Annotated in this window: 17 protein-coding genes; 4 read left to right on the top strand and 13 right to left on the bottom strand. The window is 42.4% G+C overall.

Translation table 11 applies throughout. The annotated features are described in order from the left end of the window. The first annotated feature begins 44 nt into the window (after positions 1–44). Positions 45–2,489 (top strand): NADH-quinone oxidoreductase subunit NuoG, encoded by a 2,445-nt coding sequence (nuoG, locus tag VST71_09500; protein MEC4685950.1) that lies wholly within the window; start codon positions 45–47, stop codon positions 2,487–2,489. Between the two features lie 157 nt (positions 2,490–2,646). Here nuoG and VST71_09495 read toward each other — a convergent pair whose 3' ends face one another. From VST71_09495 to VST71_09435, 13 genes are all read right to left on the bottom strand, one after another. Further along, positions 2,647–2,892 (bottom strand): type II toxin-antitoxin system HicB family antitoxin, encoded by a 246-nt coding sequence (locus VST71_09495; protein MEC4685949.1) that lies wholly within the window; start codon positions 2,890–2,892, stop codon positions 2,647–2,649. Between the two features lie 278 nt (positions 2,893–3,170). Then, on the bottom strand, positions 3,171–4,592 hold the full coding sequence (locus VST71_09490; GenBank protein ID MEC4685948.1) for a hypothetical protein: 1,422 nt from the start codon (positions 4,590–4,592) through the stop codon (positions 3,171–3,173). Between the two features lie 134 nt (positions 4,593–4,726). Further along, on the bottom strand, positions 4,727–5,095 hold the full coding sequence (locus VST71_09485; protein ID MEC4685947.1) for a hypothetical protein: 369 nt from the start codon (positions 5,093–5,095) through the stop codon (positions 4,727–4,729). A 59-nt stretch (positions 5,096–5,154) separates the two neighbouring features. Then, the gene (locus tag VST71_09480; GenBank protein ID MEC4685946.1) at positions 5,155–6,111 is read right to left on the bottom strand and encodes a hypothetical protein; all 957 of its coding nucleotides are present in this window, start codon (positions 6,109–6,111) and stop codon (positions 5,155–5,157) included. Positions 6,112–6,389: 278 nt separating this feature from the next. Beyond that, positions 6,390–6,797, bottom strand: coding sequence for a PIN domain nuclease (locus VST71_09475; GenBank protein ID MEC4685945.1), 408 nt, complete (start codon positions 6,795–6,797; stop codon positions 6,390–6,392). Further along, on the bottom strand, positions 6,787–6,993 hold the full coding sequence (locus VST71_09470; GenBank protein MEC4685944.1) for a type II toxin-antitoxin system VapB family antitoxin: 207 nt from the start codon (positions 6,991–6,993) through the stop codon (positions 6,787–6,789). Before VST71_09470 ends, VST71_09475 begins: the two co-directional genes overlap by 11 nt. Before the next feature lie 626 nt (positions 6,994–7,619). Then, positions 7,620–8,285 carry a hypothetical protein gene (locus VST71_09465; protein ID MEC4685943.1) on the bottom strand — a complete coding sequence of 222 codons (666 nt, stop codon included), beginning with the start codon at positions 8,283–8,285 and terminating at the stop codon, positions 7,620–7,622. A gap of 138 nt (positions 8,286–8,423) precedes the next feature. Then, positions 8,424–8,825 carry a hypothetical protein gene (locus VST71_09460; GenBank protein MEC4685942.1) on the bottom strand — a complete coding sequence of 134 codons (402 nt, stop codon included), beginning with the start codon at positions 8,823–8,825 and terminating at the stop codon, positions 8,424–8,426. Between the two features lie 258 nt (positions 8,826–9,083). After that, positions 9,084–9,929 (bottom strand): competence protein CoiA family protein, encoded by an 846-nt coding sequence (locus VST71_09455; GenBank protein MEC4685941.1) that lies wholly within the window; start codon positions 9,927–9,929, stop codon positions 9,084–9,086. A gap of 274 nt (positions 9,930–10,203) precedes the next feature. Further along, positions 10,204–10,548: a DUF86 domain-containing protein gene (locus VST71_09450; protein MEC4685940.1), complete on the bottom strand. Its 345-nt coding sequence runs from the start codon at positions 10,546–10,548 to the stop codon at positions 10,204–10,206. Continuing rightward, positions 10,545–10,838, bottom strand: coding sequence for a nucleotidyltransferase family protein (locus tag VST71_09445; GenBank protein MEC4685939.1), 294 nt, complete (start codon positions 10,836–10,838; stop codon positions 10,545–10,547). Before VST71_09445 ends, VST71_09450 begins: the two co-directional genes overlap by 4 nt. Before the next feature lie 71 nt (positions 10,839–10,909). Beyond that, the gene (locus tag VST71_09440; GenBank protein ID MEC4685938.1) at positions 10,910–11,317 is read right to left on the bottom strand and encodes a toprim domain-containing protein; all 408 of its coding nucleotides are present in this window, start codon (positions 11,315–11,317) and stop codon (positions 10,910–10,912) included. Between the two features lie 35 nt (positions 11,318–11,352). After that, positions 11,353–11,583 carry an Lrp/AsnC ligand binding domain-containing protein gene (locus tag VST71_09435; GenBank protein ID MEC4685937.1) on the bottom strand — a complete coding sequence of 77 codons (231 nt, stop codon included), beginning with the start codon at positions 11,581–11,583 and terminating at the stop codon, positions 11,353–11,355. A gap of 154 nt (positions 11,584–11,737) precedes the next feature. Between VST71_09435 and VST71_09430 the strand changes: the two genes are divergently transcribed. From VST71_09430 to VST71_09420, 3 genes are all read left to right on the top strand, one after another. Beyond that, the gene (locus VST71_09430; protein ID MEC4685936.1) at positions 11,738–13,147 is read left to right on the top strand and encodes a sigma-54 dependent transcriptional regulator; all 1,410 of its coding nucleotides are present in this window, start codon (positions 11,738–11,740) and stop codon (positions 13,145–13,147) included. 84 nt (positions 13,148–13,231) lie between these two features. Continuing rightward, a complete protein-coding gene (locus tag VST71_09425; protein ID MEC4685935.1) occupies positions 13,232–15,031 on the top strand; it encodes a tetratricopeptide repeat protein in 1,800 nt (599 codons plus the stop codon). Between the two features lies 1 nt (position 15,032). Next, the gene (locus tag VST71_09420) at positions 15,033–16,328 is read left to right on the top strand and encodes an ATP-binding protein (protein MEC4685934.1); all 1,296 of its coding nucleotides are present in this window, start codon (positions 15,033–15,035) and stop codon (positions 16,326–16,328) included. The last annotated feature ends 8 nt before the right edge of the window (positions 16,329–16,336 follow it).

The following is a 16,336-nucleotide window of genomic DNA, read 5'->3' as shown; positions in this document are numbered from 1 at the left end:
TTAGGAATCCGTATTTAAAACTTTGCTCAGGAGGTCTTGATTAGATGATAGAACTGACGATTAACGGCAAAAAACTCCAGGCCAAAAAAGGCGTGACAATACTGGATGTGGCAAGGGAGAACAACATATACATACCCCATCTATGCTGGGACAGAAGGCTGAAGCCCTACGGGGGGTGCAGACTCTGCCTCGTAGAGGTTGAGGGACAGAGAAAGCTGATGGCATCATGCTCCTCCCCTGCTGAAAACGGAATGGTTGTGCACACCGACACCCCGGCGCTGCAAAAGGCAAGAAAAACCGTACTCGAACTCCTGCTCGTACACCACCCACTTGACTGCCCGATATGCGACAAGGCCGGTGAGTGCAGCCTCCAGGACCTTGCATATAAATACGGTCCTTCACAGAGCCGGTTCTATGGTGAGAGGAAACACGATCCAGAGGCAACAAGCCCCCTGATTGACCGTAATCCCAACAGGTGTATACTTTGCGGCCGCTGCGTAAGGGTCTGCTGGGAACACCAGGGCGTTGGGGCAATAAACCTGATTGGCCGTGGGTTCAAGACAAAGATAAGCCCTGCATTTGAAGAGACCCTTGACTGTGAATTCTGCGGCCAGTGCATTGATACCTGCCCTGTTGGCGCCCTTGGGGCAAAGCCTTACAAGTACCGGGCAAGGGCGTGGTTCCTTGAAAGCCGAGACAGTATATGCCCCTACTGCGGAGTCGGCTGTACTCTCACCCTTGACCTCAGGGAAGGAAAGATTTTGAGGGTCAGAGGGGTTGAGGGTAAGGGTGTAAATAACGGTGACCTCTGTGGAAAGGGGAGGTTCGGCTTTGACTTCATTTATGGTGAGTCACGGCTGAAGACACCACTGATTAAGACGGACGGGGAATTCAGGGAGGCTTCCTGGGAGGAGGCACTCTATTACGTTGCAGAAAAGCTGAAGACAATAAAGGAAAAACACGGCCCGGAGGCCATAGGGGCAATCGGTTCACCAAGGACCACACTTGAAGACAATTACATGCTCCAGAAATTCATGCGTGAGGTGATAGGCACCGACAACCTGGACACCTCTGCAAGGCTCGGCTATGCCTGGGTGCTAAAAGGCATGGAAGAGACTTACGGGATAAAACTGAACCCTGTAAAGCTCGACTCCCCCATAGGCAAGGAGGTCATACTCGTCCTTGAATCAGACATCACCTCCACTCACCCCATCTTCGGACTCAAGTTCCTCGAGGCAAAACTTGAGGGCTCACGCCTGTTGATTGTTGAACCGAGGCAGACAAAGCTTGCAAGACGTGCGTCAGCGTGGTTGAGGATAAGACCCGGAACCTCGACCGCCTTCCTTAACGGCCTGATCAACTATGCACTGGCCGGAGGAATTCACCTGAAGAAGGATATTACAACAGAGGGTCTTGATGAACTTCAGGAAGCGGTAAAGGACTTTACCCCAAAAAAGGTATCAGAGATAACAGGCATAAAAGAAGAGGAATTTACAGAAATGGCAAGAGAGTTTACCATGGCGGAAAGCCGCCTCCTGGCCATGACTGTTGCAGCAGCAGAGAATCAGAAGGGTATCGAGACCGTAAGGGCTGCGGCCAATCTCCTCATGCTCCTGGGAGAGGGCCCCGAGGCATTACAGATACCGGCTGATTACTCAAACACCTACGGTGCCTGGCTCATGGGTGTAAGACCGCTGAGCAATGGCAAGGATTTATATGAAATGCTTTACAAACCCGGAGCACTCAAGGCCCTCTATCTCATGGGTGAAGACCCGCTTGTCACCATGCCTGATGCAGACCGTATTGAAGAGACGATCAAAGGCCTTGACCTCCTGATAGTTCAGGACATAAGGATTTCAGAGACGGCAAAATTAGCTGATGTAATCCTGCCTGCTGCAAGCTGGGCAGAGAAGGAAGGAACATTTATAAACTCGGAGGGTCTGCCCCAGCCTGTACCAAAGGTGGTTGCAGCCACAGGGGATTCCATAGCTGACTGGATGATACTGCGCAACCTTGCAAGGCTTATGGGAGAGGACCTTGGAAGCATAGACCTTAAAACCATCCAGGAAGAGATAAGCAAAATGCCCGTTGATACCGGGACCCAGAAATGGAGATTCGCCAGCCCTGAGTGGGAACTCAAGGAGAGACCTGATGAGGAGCACCCTATTGTCCTGGTGACAGGCAATATCATGCAGCACTCAGGTGCCCTCTCTGTCATGTCAAAGAGCCTCAGCCATGTACTTTCCGATGCCTTTGTGCAGATAAGCCCTGAGGATGCTGACAAGTTCAGCGTTGAGGACGGTGAGTTCATCAGGATAGTATCAAGGAGGGACTCGGTATATATAAAGGCACGTATATCTGACGAGATACCCGAAGGAATGCTCTTTGTCCCTGTACACTTTGCCCACGCAAGGGTGAATTCCCTGACATTTGCGTCCCCGGAGGGCTCAGCCCATCTGACAGCGGTAAGAATAGAGCCAAAAACATAAGGGGTTTTAAAATCAAACAGGATCGCGAAAGGGCATTGGTTCGTTTACAGCAAACCAATGCCCTTTTGTAGTTTGCGTTTAACTATCGTTTAACCACCGCTTAACAAAAGCCGATGGGGAATTCGATCGATGTGGGACGGTCATTTTTCTTTTTAAACTATGCAACTGTTAACTTCTCTTCGTTTTGAATAATTATCCTGGGATTGGGATTCGGCGGAGGGACTGGCAAGCCTTGTTCTTTTAACAGCTGAACATGTTCCTTCATTCCCCATTTTGCCTTATAGATACAATCTTCAATAGAATGTCCTATCCCTGAAAAACCTTCCAGGTCCGGAGAATAAAACCCAAAATAGTCAGGTTCTTCTGTTGCCTCGATTATTAATGAGTATTCTAACTCAATCATTATAAATGCTTTCCCCTGGAGGGATTTCCAATTTTGCATTTCTTACGTAGAAGGTTGTTCCCACTTTTGTTCGGCTACATTTGCCTTCGACTTTCACACATGTTATCTTTAAGTTATTAAACGCCATTTTCAGCCTCTTTCATATTTGGTTATTCATACGCCTAACGCCTGAATGACTGACAAGCGTTTCTTTGAAAACAGTAACAAAAAATAAAAAAATGAACTATGATCGACTTGAAAAAGGGAGCTGAGATAACCTGTTCAAGTCCATTCCATTATTATGTTTTAATTTCTTTTAATTCCTTACCACCTTCAATAACTTCTCGTGTTGGCTTCTCAATAACAGCTGGATCTCCTGCCTCAATTGGCTGAATCAGTTTAGGTGCTGAAGGCTCCCACTTATACAGATACTGAATAATGCCACTATAAAAATCAATTAGCATGTGTTCTATTAGCTCAACAAATTTCTTAGATGATGCAAATTGTTTGCCGAAATCTTTTATGAGAACAATTTTAAATTCTTTGATTTCTTTGTTTTTAAGGATATCTATCATTTCATCAAAATTTAGAATACTCATCCGCTCAGCTTTGTGACTGTTTTTAATTTTGGTCTCAATTAATACTCCTTTTTTGAGTTTCTCAAAAATGGCTTCATTCTTTTTCTTACAATTTTCAATCTGACGTTTGATCCATCCCAACTGTCCCCTTAATGTTTTGTCATGTGGTGCTTTTAGGCTTACGAACATCTCAACACTTCTTTTTTCTAACAAACCCATAATCTTAATATCAGATACAGCATCCTTAACTCGCAGCGTAGATACAAGCTGTTTTTTGTTGATTAAGGATTTTTTATCATCTTCCAGTCTTGCCTTTAAATTACTTTTATACTTCGTCTCACCTGAGTCAACTAATACTCCGAGATGCCGGCTTAAAATTAATGCCATATCTTTTTCTTCTTGTTGCCAACTATAAACAGCATCACATACATAAGGATCATTAATTTTAAGGTTGGCACCAGCATTTATTTTCTCAATGGTTTCGCTCCAACCTGCTTTCATATGGTTTAAACCAAAAACTCCTGATTTATCATATTCCAAGTAGTTCACAACTTCACGCATTATTTCAACCTGATCCGCATCTTCGATATTAGCGTCATTTTTGAATAACAACACATGAGCTATAGTTAAAAGATAAGACCAAGAGAAATGAAATATATCAACGTTCTTTATAGTTTTAATGTTTACAGGACATTGTGTTGGTTCAGAAACAAATTGATTTGAAATTGTTACAAGCTTTGGAATTGAATATGCTTTAGCAACTTCTTGATAGTGCTCGATTTGTTCTTTATTGAGTATATCGTTCCCATTCTTCATCTCAAATATTGCGGCATCTTTAATTATCCCGCTCTTAACAATTAGCAACAGGCCATCTACTCTATATTCTGGAAACTGAGGAAAAGACACTTCTGTGAAAACGTATATCTGACCGCCACCCATCAATTTACAGTCAGAGAATATTTTTTTTCTAAACTCATTTATCAATCTTATTGAAGATAATATTACCGATGTCAAAGCCATTTCATCCCCAGGCTTGAAAAATGGAAGTAATCGAGCTTTCCTTAGTTTCAGCTCTCCACTTGAAATAAATTCATCAAAGTCATCTTTTTTCAGGCCAACAATTTTTGTTAGTTTTTTGTCCATTTTCCTCTCCCCATAATTTTATATAAGCTTAATTTATTCTTACACAACGTCCAACTTAACTATCGGCAAAATACGGAACGCACCACAGCTTTTTGCCGTCCATGTTGAAGCTGTTGTTAGAAGCTTTATTCATCTTACTCTTGATCCTTCCGATACTCATTTATTTTTTTCAACATTTCTTCTTTATCACTTGGCAAGTTCACATATTTGTCTCCAATGTGGAGGCTGATAGTTACATTCGTGTTTTCCTGACCATCTCGTTTCTTTAGATCAAATATTTTATCAATTAGCTTAGCCAGAACATGGGTTGTCACTCCAGTAATTACTCCTATCCCTATTGTAATCATCACTGTTGTTTCTGGAGGAGCAGAAAACAAACGGGATATCATAAAATATGCCCCTTGTTCTTCAAATTGTAGGGAAAATTCCTTTTCCAAATCTATATAATATTTCCCTTGGGGGCCTAATACCCTTATTTCAACTATATTATCCAGATCCATCATGTCTCTTTTGTTTTATTTGCTTCTAACGGCACGGTATTGGCTCGGCTGAATTTGCATTGTTAGGCATATTTTCCAATCAAGTCTGAAAGCTCTGATGTAACTTTAGACTTATATTCTGCTGATCTGGATAACAGATCATCCATTTGGTTTTCTGTTACCACAAAATCACAATATGGGATTGCAGCCCCCACATAGCACCAATCATTCAAGTCGGATTTTTTGGGTATTAACCCTCCATTTCTGGCCCATTGGTCTCTCAACCACATATCTACTTTCCGGGTGGGCATCATATCAATAAGCCTCTTCATCCCTTCTTCTCCAATACCTACAAATTGTTCTGTAGAAATCCCCAGCTCAACGGTTTTTGAAAAAATGGAATCAAATATATCTTGATATGTAATTGCGTAGATTTGCCGACTCAATTCTTCCTCAGTGGCGGATGAAGCACATCCCTTCCACGTCATAAGGTGATCACAAAACTTAATATCTGCAGATAAATCCATTTTAGGAAATAGATGCTCCACAGATGAACCCTTTATCACACCGCTTAGTAAGGCATTTTCCGCAACTTCAAAAATATCATTTTCTATTTTTTGTTTTATATCTTCCGGCACTTTCTCTGGATTTGGCCATTCTAACCTCATGTTTAGAGATCGTCCAAAGGTATGTTCAAAGCCTTTACCTATGTATGAAACAGGGAGCACTTCGTGATTTAAACTGAACATAGCTACTAATGCCAACTCAATTTCAGAATTAACGATATTCCTTAGTGCACTAACTGTGTACCCACGGGAAAGTTGCCTCATAACTTGAGCGAGTCGTTGTCGCCTTCCTGGATCAGATTGTTTTAGAGTTTCATAATAGTGAGAAATTGATAAAGGAAAAATAGCAATATCCTTTTTACTTAACCCTAATATGTGATTGAGCGCTTCATCGGTTCCTTCTTTCGTATGGTTACCATTTATATGTTTAGCAATTTCAATCCAATGAAGCTGATCTAAATATATTATTTTCAATCTATGGAACCCCGATTTTATAGATGCCTAACGATGTGCTAAGCCAGCCCAGGCACAGACTATAATATAAGTCAGGAACGTTGTTGCATACAATGCATAACTTGTACTTTTTATGAGTTCCTCCCTTCGTGCAATTGGACGTGTGCGAGGCTCCTGATACGTCTAATCCTGGCTGTCATAGCATGATATAAATCCTACAACTTTATCAACTTTATTTTCTTGCCCGTCAAGAATTTTGCATAGTGTGCAACAATGTCACCCATTCTATAATCTGTCTGTTAACTCAAAAAGTCGACCGTCTTTATATCGAGATGCCTTGCTATCAGTTTAAAATGCCTGTCGTGATGAAGGAGCGTGCAGTCATGCGCTTTAGCAAGAGAGGCGATTATTATATCCACCGATGGAACCGTAATGCCTTTCTTCCTGAGGCTATACCCCGCACTGTAACCCATCTCCCAAACGTCTTCGTTAAGAGGCATCAGCTCAAGTGCCTCCAGCCTTGACCGCATTTTTTTATATTCCATGTCATCGCGACACCCCTGAAGAAGTTCCATGGTGATGATATTTGTTGTTACCGCTGACAGGGAATTCAGGGCAGCCACAACTTGCTGTTTCAGCTTCTCATTACCCGATTTCCTGAAACTGACTATCCAGGCGGATGTATCTATCAGAACCCTATCTTTCATCCCGCATCTTCTTCAGGTCGCTTAATGTCAGATCGAAGGCGTCGTAATTACCGACCAGTTCTTTCAGTTCCTCAATTTTTTTGAATCTCAGATAAGCCTTCATGGCCGTTACAATTGCCTCTTTCTTGGTCTTTACTCCAGCCTTTTTCATAACCTCATTAATGAGGTCTTCATTTATATCAATTGTCGTACGCATATTCATCCTCCATTTATGCACAATAATACGTGCTGATTATATATACCATTTTACCATATATCATGCATTAATGTCCTTAACCTTAACCTGACCTTTCATGTTATGAGGTTCTGAAAGAGTGATTTAAGGGATGAGAGTTTGTTTTGTTCGGATTCGATCTTACGGTCTATCCTTATAAAGATATTGCATATCGTTTCTTGTTCCGGGAGAGCAGGTAATGATATTGAAAACCCTTCTCAGGTCTAATCCAGGCTGTCTTAGCATGATATAATCCTGCAATTTTATCAACATTATTTTCTTCTAACCCGTCAATAGTTTTGCATAGTGTGCAACAACATCCCCAAAGTTGCGTTATTTGGTGTTTCCGACAAAGCATTGGGAGTTGAAGTAATAGAAAATGATAGAGAGTAACTGGTAAAAGTTAGAATTATGACAAATACGGCAAAAGAGATTAAGTTTTTCATTTTATATCTTCATGTATAACGCCATAAATCAACGGAGGCAAAAAGCAGAGCTGAAAAACGAGCGGTGCTTTTTACCATCCGAGTGCGTTTGCCTTGTAAGGAAACCTTCAGTAAAACCATGCACTTAGTCAGCAAATAATCTCTCTGTATTTAGATGCACGTTTAAAAATAACGTTTTTTTATTAAGTGGTTAATAGAATTAACTAATCCAAAAGCAACAACACCTTCAATCTTTTTCCCAAATCGCGCACTCGGATGGCAATAGTCGATAACATAAGTATATTTCCTATTACTATCATCCTCCCTATTAACCTTCCAATATCCCACACCATGCGGGGTATAATTTAAAGGCGATCTACCGGAAAATATTATTTTATAAACTATTTCACCAACACCACAGCAAACAATAAAATCAGGGTGATAAATAGCAATCTGCTCCTTTATCTCAAGACTATCCTCTTTGGCAACATCCCACAATGTCCCCGCATTTACAGACCCACCACCAGCGTTCTTCTTTAACTGCATGAACGAAAATGGGGCCAAAGATTCAGCAACATCTTTTTTCTTAACCTCGTCCCACTCTATACGTGGATTAAGTAAGAAAGCACACCAATTCCTGACTCTATTCCACCAGACATGTGGGTTTTTCTCCAAATCCTTTCGTTGATCGTAAGAGGAATCATCGAAGTTTCCAATTTCTTTATCTTCGTCATTTATACCAAAATTCGCATCTTTCAGAATGAACAGAATTCTTGTTTTAGATTTTGAGTATTCATCAGGTGACGGTGAACCATCTTTAATAAATGGCTTTCGGCCTTCTTTTTTCATCCACTTCTCAAAAAGGTTATTTTCTTTATCTCTAATATTCATAAATATTCATAAAAATTCGTTGCAATTCGAACAGCGCTGCTCAGAGGCCGCACAGTTTCAGCGGTTTCTTGCAGCAGCATGGTTATACGTCTTTTTTTATATTTCAGTAACCCATTTAGCGATACGTTCTGGGTATTTTTTCAGAAAATCGATAGTTGGCAACTCTTCATCGGTTAATTCCGAAGCAAGTCCCTCAACCAAGATATCGCCTTCCGCTAATAAGAGGCAAAGATTGTAGAGACGATCAATTCTTTCTTTTAATATTTTCTCTGTTATAGCGTCTATTTGTCCATCTATTCCAAGTGTAATCTCATGTGCAACTTCATTTCTGGCTATTCGTGCTTTGTTTAGAGTATCCCAAGGCTCTGCACCCTTTGTTGTTAAATTGTTAATGTGATCCCATAATTTTTGCTTGGTGATTCTATTAGCAAATTTTTTTAGAACCTTTTCCGATTCAAGAATCTCAGGGGCGTTCTTTATCCCAACCAGTATTCCCAAGGTACGACATCCTGTATCAAAGCGTGTGGCAATAGTAAGTGCCCGTCCAAAGATTGCGAAATATGCATCTGAAATTTCTGTTCTTTCTAAATTTGTGATTAATCTATGTTGGTTGCACATGTTTTTTATGCGTATAACGCCTGAGTGACTGACGAGTACCACTGAATCTTATTAACATGCCTAAAACTGATTTGCATGTCTTAAAATATAGCTATCTAAAAAAACGTCCTGTGGTACTCGTTCAAGTCCACTTTGTTGTTAGCCATTGATTGTGTTAAATTTAAGTCCCATTGATAATGCCTGCTTATTAGAAAGCCACTTGTCGAATTTTCCACAACACGAACAAAACCAACCGTATCGTTCAATTTTCTTGTCAGATTTTTTAACTATATATTCTGGATGTCCGCATATATATGGATGTTCATCTTTAACCTTATGTTCCTGCACGTTAATAAGATAATCATCAAGAGTCATCTTCTTTAAATTCTTATAGTCAAAAATAAATCGATCACTGCAATATCCAGAGCTTCCTTTTGCATGTTTTTGTTTAAATGATGGGAGAGTTACATTCTCTCCATCAAGGTAACACCCAATAACAGAATCACGGTATGACTTGTTGTGAAATATCTTTTTTTCTATTTCTTTTAATGAGAAGATATTCTTTTTTACTTCATTTAAGAAGTCATCCCCGATAAATATATAAACAGTTAAAAGTCTTCTAGCGGAATAGCAATTAATCTTTTGTTCATATTTTGCAAAGCTATAATTTGTTGCCTGTACTTCAAAAGCTATATCACGCTTATTTTCGCGTTTCAAATATATGTCAGCACGTTTGCATCCTAAAAGATACTCCGGACATACTTGTCCTAATTTTAGTTCTTCCAATTTTATAGCAACTAAATCTTTATAATATTCATGTTCTTCGGTCTCTGGCTCATCACCACAATCAGAAGCCACCTGATGTCTGAAATGTTTGACTTTTAATTGAGCATCTACAAAGCTTAAGGGATTCCCACAATCTTCACACGAAAAGTTGAGATTCCTATTTTCTACTTGAGAGGCTCGAATTCTATCTCCATTATGATCAAGTGCAAATAACGCCATATTTTTTTGGATAACCAGTTAGTATACAGTTTTCTGTATAATACCAAAATCACCATAAAAAAACGTCAAACCATAAAAGTCAACAGGCAGGCGGAGACAATAGATTTTTCTTGAAGCTTCGGAAACGTTGTTGCATACTATGCAAAACTATTGACATGCAGGAAAATAAAGTTGCACACCTTGATCACATCAGGACCGATAGTCAAGTCTGACCACCCTGTCGTTCGTATTCAGATTGTCTTATCATGTACAGTGCAGTGCATCCCGTCAGGATTTATTCAAGTTCTTTAATGGCTTTTTCAATCAAAGGTTTGACAGGGGGAATATCCTGTTTTATCGTTTGCCATAAAACTTCCAAATCAACTCCAAAATATTCGTGGATAAACTTATCTCGCATTCCTGCCATTTTCTTCCACGGAACATCGGGATGCTGGTCTCGCAAAGACTGAGGAATGTTCTTGGATGCTTCTCCAATGACCTCAAGGCTTCTTATAACCGCATTTACTGTTTTCTTGTCAAGAAGGAAGTTTTCAAATGACATGCCCCTGACAAAGTCATCAGTCTCAATAATAGAATCAAGAATGTCCTGAAGATAATCTCTGTAGTCTTTTCCGGTCAAACCTGTATCATCTCTTGCAGAATATATTTACCTATTCCGGGTTTTAAAGCCCTTTTTGATACAAGGTCTACCTTTATTCCGAGTATCTCCGTCAGATATTCTTCAAGCTCCAGGAATGTGAAGAAACCAACAGGTTCATAAAACGCAACGAGTATATCAATATCGCTAATCTCTTTCTGCTCCTCTCTGACAAAAGAACCGAAGATGGCAATTTCTCTAACTTTAAATTGTTTTTCAATGATTGACTTGTGTTGCTCAAGAATTTTTTTTATTTCTTCAAGGCTCTTCATCTTTAATCTCCAGAGTTATCTCCAATGAGTTTACTTACTCTATTATACTTAATTTTGAGCGATCCTTACCTCTATATAGGACTCTCTCCCGTCTTCCCCATCAGCCTCCTCAACAGGGCAGGCAGGTCCTCTATCTCCTTGATATCCGACTGACACAGCGATCTCAGCCTGTTCCTTAAGAGGGAAAACTCCTCATAATGTCCTTTCAGATGAGAGGAAAGGCTCTTCTGGAGTGCCTCTCCCCTTTCATCCCAGTCAAGGAGCAGGATAAACCTCTCGTGGAGCTTCAGAATATCTTCGCAGAATTCATAAATTGTCTTTCCACCATGAAGAAGGATGACCTCTCCGGTTATACCGAGGCTCCTCAGGGCCCTGCGGTCCCTTTTACCCTCGACAATGATGGGGACAAACTTATTCACCTCATAGAGGGCCCTTATGACATCAAGTATCTGTCCTGCCCTCCTGTCTTCGATCTCCAAACGCTATGTCCCCTCCGGCAATAACCGGGGCTATTTCACTCAACCGCTATAAATGTTTCCGTCCTTGTTATGCCCCTGATCTTCCTTACCTTCTTCAGGATTCTCGTGAATATCTCATTAATATCATTGGCCTCAAGGACCGCAACAAGATCAAACTGTCCTGTAATAACATCTGCGTTCACCACTCCGTTGATACCCCTTAAGGTATCCCGAATGTCCCTGTCCTTGCCGGGAAGGACATTTGCAAGCATGTATACCCTTGCCATGGTCTCCTCCTTTGGGGCTTGAGCCCCTTATTGACTTTATACACAGACTATAAATAAAGCATACCAGATAATAGCCTTCATGACAACAAATTCCATGTCCAACGTAGTCAATCTGTTGACACCTTGTGTCTATATACTGTAAATTAACTGTATCATGCAGAGTATTCTTGTAATAGAAGACGATATTACTGTAAGAGATGTCCTTAACGAATACTTAATTTCGGAAAAATACAGTGTTGCCCTGGAAGAAAACGGCCTGGACGGACTTGAAAGATTAAGGAAAGAGAGCTTTGATCTTATCTTCCTTGACCTCTCCATGCCTGTAATGGGGGGAATGGATGTCCTGAAGGCAATGAAAGACACCCCGAACTCCGACACCCCTTGCATCATTATTACTGCCTACGGAACAGTAAAAAACGCCGTTGAAGCCATGAGGGCAGGGGCATTCGATTACGTCACAAAACCCTTCAGACTCGATGAACTGGGAATCATCATCAAAAAAGCACTCGAGGTGGCAAAACTCAAGAAAGAGAATATCCGGCTCAAGAGAGAACTCAGGAAGCGTTACGAATTTCACGGTCTTATAGGCTCATCACCAGAGATGCAGCGGGTTTATGACCTGATAGAGAAGATAGCTGATACGGACAGCACTGTCCTCATTACAGGTGGGAGCGGTACAGGAAAAGAGCTTATTGCAAAGGTAATCCATTACAACAGTTACCGCTCCGGCAAGAATTTTGTTCCCCTCAATTGTGCAGCCATACCAAAAGACCTCCTGGAGTCAGAGCTCTTCGGACATGAAAAGGGGGCATTCACCGGCGCCATAAACACGCGCATCGGAAGGTTTGAACTTGCAAGCGGAGGCACGCTCTTTCTTGATGAGATTGGTGAACTCGACCCCTCGTTGCAGGTCAAGTTGTTACGGGTACTTCAGGAGAGGGAATTTGAAAGAATCGGGAGCACAAAGACAATAAAGGTCGACGTGAGGATTTTGGCAGCCACTAACAGGAACCTTGAAGAACGCACAAGAGAGGGCAGGTTCAGGGAGGACCTCTATTACAGATTAAACGTAATACCCGTTCACATTCCCCCGTTGAAGGACAGGAAAGAAGACATACCGGTCTTAATCGAACACTTCCTTGAAAAACATGCAAAAGCAAAGAAGAGGCAATCCCCTGAGATATCAAAACAGTTAATGGATGTCCTTCTTAGATACGGATGGCCCGGGAATGTCCGTGAACTGGCAAACCTGATTGAACGACTTACGATACTCAACCCCGGGCAGCGCATTACCATTAATGACCTGCCGGAAAGGTTTCAAACCCTTGCTACTGCTACTGATAAGCCCAAACCCTCTATTTATTCTACTGAGGATTTATCCCTTCCACCTGAAGGCATAAACCTCAATAACATCATTGATACCATCGAAAGAAAACTCATAACCGAGGCCCTGGAAAAATCCAACGGGATAAAGAGTAAGGCCGCCACACTCCTTGGCCTGAACAGGACAACCCTTGTTGAAAAGATGAAGAAAAAGGGAATCACAACAACGTCAAAAGTCTAACATCCACTTCCCCCTGCCTTTTATTTTTTCCTTGATATTCAAAGAGTTACATTCTGGCATATTAGTTGCTATTTCTCTCCACTAATGAAGCTAACCGTCATATTCCCAACAAATATTATTCAGTGGGTTGTTGTTGCAGGCGTTGTCCTGACACTCTCCCTCACCTGCACAGAGGTTTACGGCTCGGAACCCTTACAAAAGGCTTTTGAGGCAATTGATGAAGGGAGAAACTATGAGGCCATGAGACTACTCTCCCAATACAGGCCTTCTAAAAAGGAACTCCCCCGCTACTACTACCTCAAGGGAAGGGCACTTGAGGGGGCAAAGAGGCACCGTAAGGCCATCGGGTACCTGAACAGGGCCTACATAACAGCAAAGGATACGACCCTTAAGGAAGAGGCACTCTTTGAACGGGGAGTGGCATACCTGATGAGTGGATTCCATTATGAAGCTGCTTCCAATTTCAGACTCTTTATAAACCTCTACCCTGATTCCACACTAATACAAAGGGCATATCTCAATTATGCCCAGGCCTCCCAGAAGACAGGCAATTACGTAGAGGCACTTGCCTATTTCAGAAAGGTGAGTGATACGCCAGAGGCGATCTTCGGCAAGGCAGAGGTATTTCAGAGGCTTGGGCTCTTCAGCGCTGCCCATGAACTCTACAATACCGGTCTGATAAGTTATAAGGACTACATCGAAAAGCATCCGGACATCCTTTACTACTACGCAGAAAACCTCAGGATTATCGGCAAGACCGAACAGGCAAAGTCCCTCTTCTACCTGCTGATGGATACCTATCTCAGGGAGAGGGCATACCTCGGGCTTGGACTGATTGAATATACGAGGAACGACATGGAATCTGCCGGGATGTACCTCAAAAAGGCATCTGAGTCCCCTGACAGGGTAATAAGGAGACAAGCCCTCCTGAATCTCGGTAAGACATCAATAGCAACAGACCAGAAAAACCGTGCCATTGAATACCTCAAGGTCCTCCGGCGAGATTATCCCTACACTCCGGAGTCGGAAGAGGCGCTTTTACTCCTCGCCGGATTGATGCGGGAAAGGAAGGATTATCTTCAGGCAGAAAAATACCTGCGAGAGATACTGTTTGGCAGAAAACCCATGAAGGCGGCACTGAATGAGCTTGAGATCCTGATAAATGAGAGTATAGATAACGATACAAGGGCCTTCAGGAAAATATGGAACAACAGTGGACAATGGCTCTATGCACCATCGAGAGAAGATACACTTCTTAACGTTGCAGAGGCGCTCAGGAATTCAGGTGGTGACTTTATCAGGGTATACACATACCTGATAAAACATGGCTCCAAGAGAATAAGGGCAAAGTCCCTGAGTCAGCTCGCAATCTTCTTCAGCCGCCTTTCGGATGTTGAAAGGGTGGAAGATCTGGTCACGAGCCTTGAAATGCTGAAACCCAAGGGTGATGAAATCCTCAGGGCAAGGGCCTGGCTCGATTACCTCAAAGGAAAGAAAAAGCTTGCCTATTCCGAAATAACAAGGATATCCCAACCTGTTAATGACGACATTGACCTCCTCTGGAGGGTAAAGGAAGGCTCACCTTCTGTAAAGGGTTTCATTAAAAACTATAAATTTATGTCCAGGGCAACCGGGGAACCTCTCAGATACACGGAAACAGGAGAATTACTTGCAGCTAAAGGAATGAAAAAAAATGCCGCAAAATACTTTAACCTTGCCCTGAAGGTTAACCCGGATGATGTGCGGGCAATGTTTATGCTTGCCAGGATCACCAGCAGCGCCACCCTCATGCAGAGCCTCTCAGAAAAAAAGGGACTTTATGGCTCTATGGCAAAGGTGATGATAAAAGAGCAGAAAATAAAAAAACATATCCTGGAGATGTGAAATGGAAGAGCTTAAAAAACTGAACGAAGCATTCATGACCTTTAACCTGGCCTCGGAAACGCTGAGGGAATATTATCAAAATCTCCAGCAACAGGTGACATACCTCTCAGAGGAGGTACAAAGAAAAAACGCAGAACTTCAGAGGACTCTCAGCTTTCTCAATTCCGTCCTGCAGGGGATCAGGGAGGCAATAGTTGTACTGGACAGTGACGGAAAGATATTGATGATGAACAGGGCCGCGGAAGACCTCCTCATGATGGACCTCTCTGCATCAACAGGTCACAGGCCGGAGGAATACGGTTATAACTTCAGCCGGATCGATCAGAACAATCAGGAGATTGAGATAGAGACAGAAGGGGGAAGGAAAAACCTCTTTGTAAGTCTCTCTGATGTGCTCAACGGCGGAGACGGGTTGATAGGATTTGTAATCCTACTGAGGGACATAACCGCCCAAAAAGAGATTGAAGCAGAGAAGGAAAGGAACAAGAGACTCATTGCCATGGGAGAGATGATGGCCAGCATTGTTCATGAATTGAGGAATCCGCTGTGTAGCATCGAACTTTACGCATCAATGTTATACAAGGAATTAGACGATACCCCGCATGCATCCCTTGCAATGGGTGTTTCAACAGGCGTAAGAAACCTGAATAATTCCCTCTCAAACATGCTCTATTTTGCCCGGCCCCGGAATCCGAAGACAACACCCTGCGACATAAGGACACTAACAGACGATGCCCTTGCATTGATCAAGCCCGTCATTGAATCACGGGGCATTGTCGTTGAAAAACAAATCACCAACGCCTCGATAAACGGAGATTCGGGACTCGTAAAACAGGTAATTCTCAATATCCTGCTTAATGCAGTCCAGGCAATGGGAGCAGGCGGCATACTCACCATATATACTGAAACGGACAGCAAAGGGCTCCACCTCAACATCTCCGACACCGGCAATGGAATCACCTCAGAACATATAGAGAGGATATTTGACCCCTTCTTCACTACCAGGGACGAAGGCACAGGGCTTGGCCTCTCCATATCCCTGAAGATAATGCAGGCCCATGGTGGAACAATAAGGGCAAAGAGCCTGCCTGGTTCAGGCAGTGTATTCGTTCTATGCTTTCCTCATAAGCACCTCCTCCCCGAAGCCTCCGGAGACAGGACGGACAGTACGGCCTGCCTGTCTCCGGAGCAATTTTTACAAAAAGACTCCGGCGGGCAGGGGACAGGGGATTCAGACGGGAAAAAGAGCACATCCCGTCTCAAAACACTTAAAACTCAAAAACATCAAACCTGTTAATGGAGGCC

This window comes from Nitrospirota bacterium, from assembly GCA_035873375.1.
Taxonomy (GTDB): domain Bacteria; phylum Nitrospirota; class Thermodesulfovibrionia; order Thermodesulfovibrionales; family JdFR-85; genus BMS3Bbin07.
The sequence above is the reverse complement of the archived record's forward strand: the minus strand, read 5'-3'. Positions and strand labels throughout refer to the sequence as shown.

Coding starts and splice junctions, on each gene's coding strand:
- nuoG (MEC4685950.1), top strand. CDS start 45: ATGATAGAACTGACGATTAACGGCAAAAAACTCCAGGCCAAAAAAGGC.
- VST71_09495 (MEC4685949.1), bottom strand. CDS start 2,892: ATGATTGAGTTAGAATACTCATTAATAATCGAGGCAACAGAAGAACCT.
- VST71_09490 (MEC4685948.1), bottom strand. CDS start 4,592: ATGGACAAAAAACTAACAAAAATTGTTGGCCTGAAAAAAGATGACTTT.
- VST71_09485 (MEC4685947.1), bottom strand. CDS start 5,095: ATGATGGATCTGGATAATATAGTTGAAATAAGGGTATTAGGCCCCCAA.
- VST71_09475 (MEC4685945.1), bottom strand. CDS start 6,797: ATGAAAGATAGGGTTCTGATAGATACATCCGCCTGGATAGTCAGTTTC.
- VST71_09470 (MEC4685944.1), bottom strand. CDS start 6,993: ATGCGTACGACAATTGATATAAATGAAGACCTCATTAATGAGGTTATG.
- VST71_09465 (MEC4685943.1), bottom strand. CDS start 8,285: ATGAAAAAAGAAGGCCGAAAGCCATTTATTAAAGATGGTTCACCGTCA.
- VST71_09455 (MEC4685941.1), bottom strand. CDS start 9,929: ATGGCGTTATTTGCACTTGATCATAATGGAGATAGAATTCGAGCCTCT.
- VST71_09445 (MEC4685939.1), bottom strand. CDS start 10,838: ATGAAGAGCCTTGAAGAAATAAAAAAAATTCTTGAGCAACACAAGTCA.
- VST71_09435 (MEC4685937.1), bottom strand. CDS start 11,583: ATGGCAAGGGTATACATGCTTGCAAATGTCCTTCCCGGCAAGGACAGG.
- VST71_09430 (MEC4685936.1), top strand. CDS start 11,738: ATGCAGAGTATTCTTGTAATAGAAGACGATATTACTGTAAGAGATGTC.
- VST71_09425 (MEC4685935.1), top strand. CDS start 13,232: ATGAAGCTAACCGTCATATTCCCAACAAATATTATTCAGTGGGTTGTT.
- VST71_09420 (MEC4685934.1), top strand. CDS start 15,033: ATGGAAGAGCTTAAAAAACTGAACGAAGCATTCATGACCTTTAACCTG.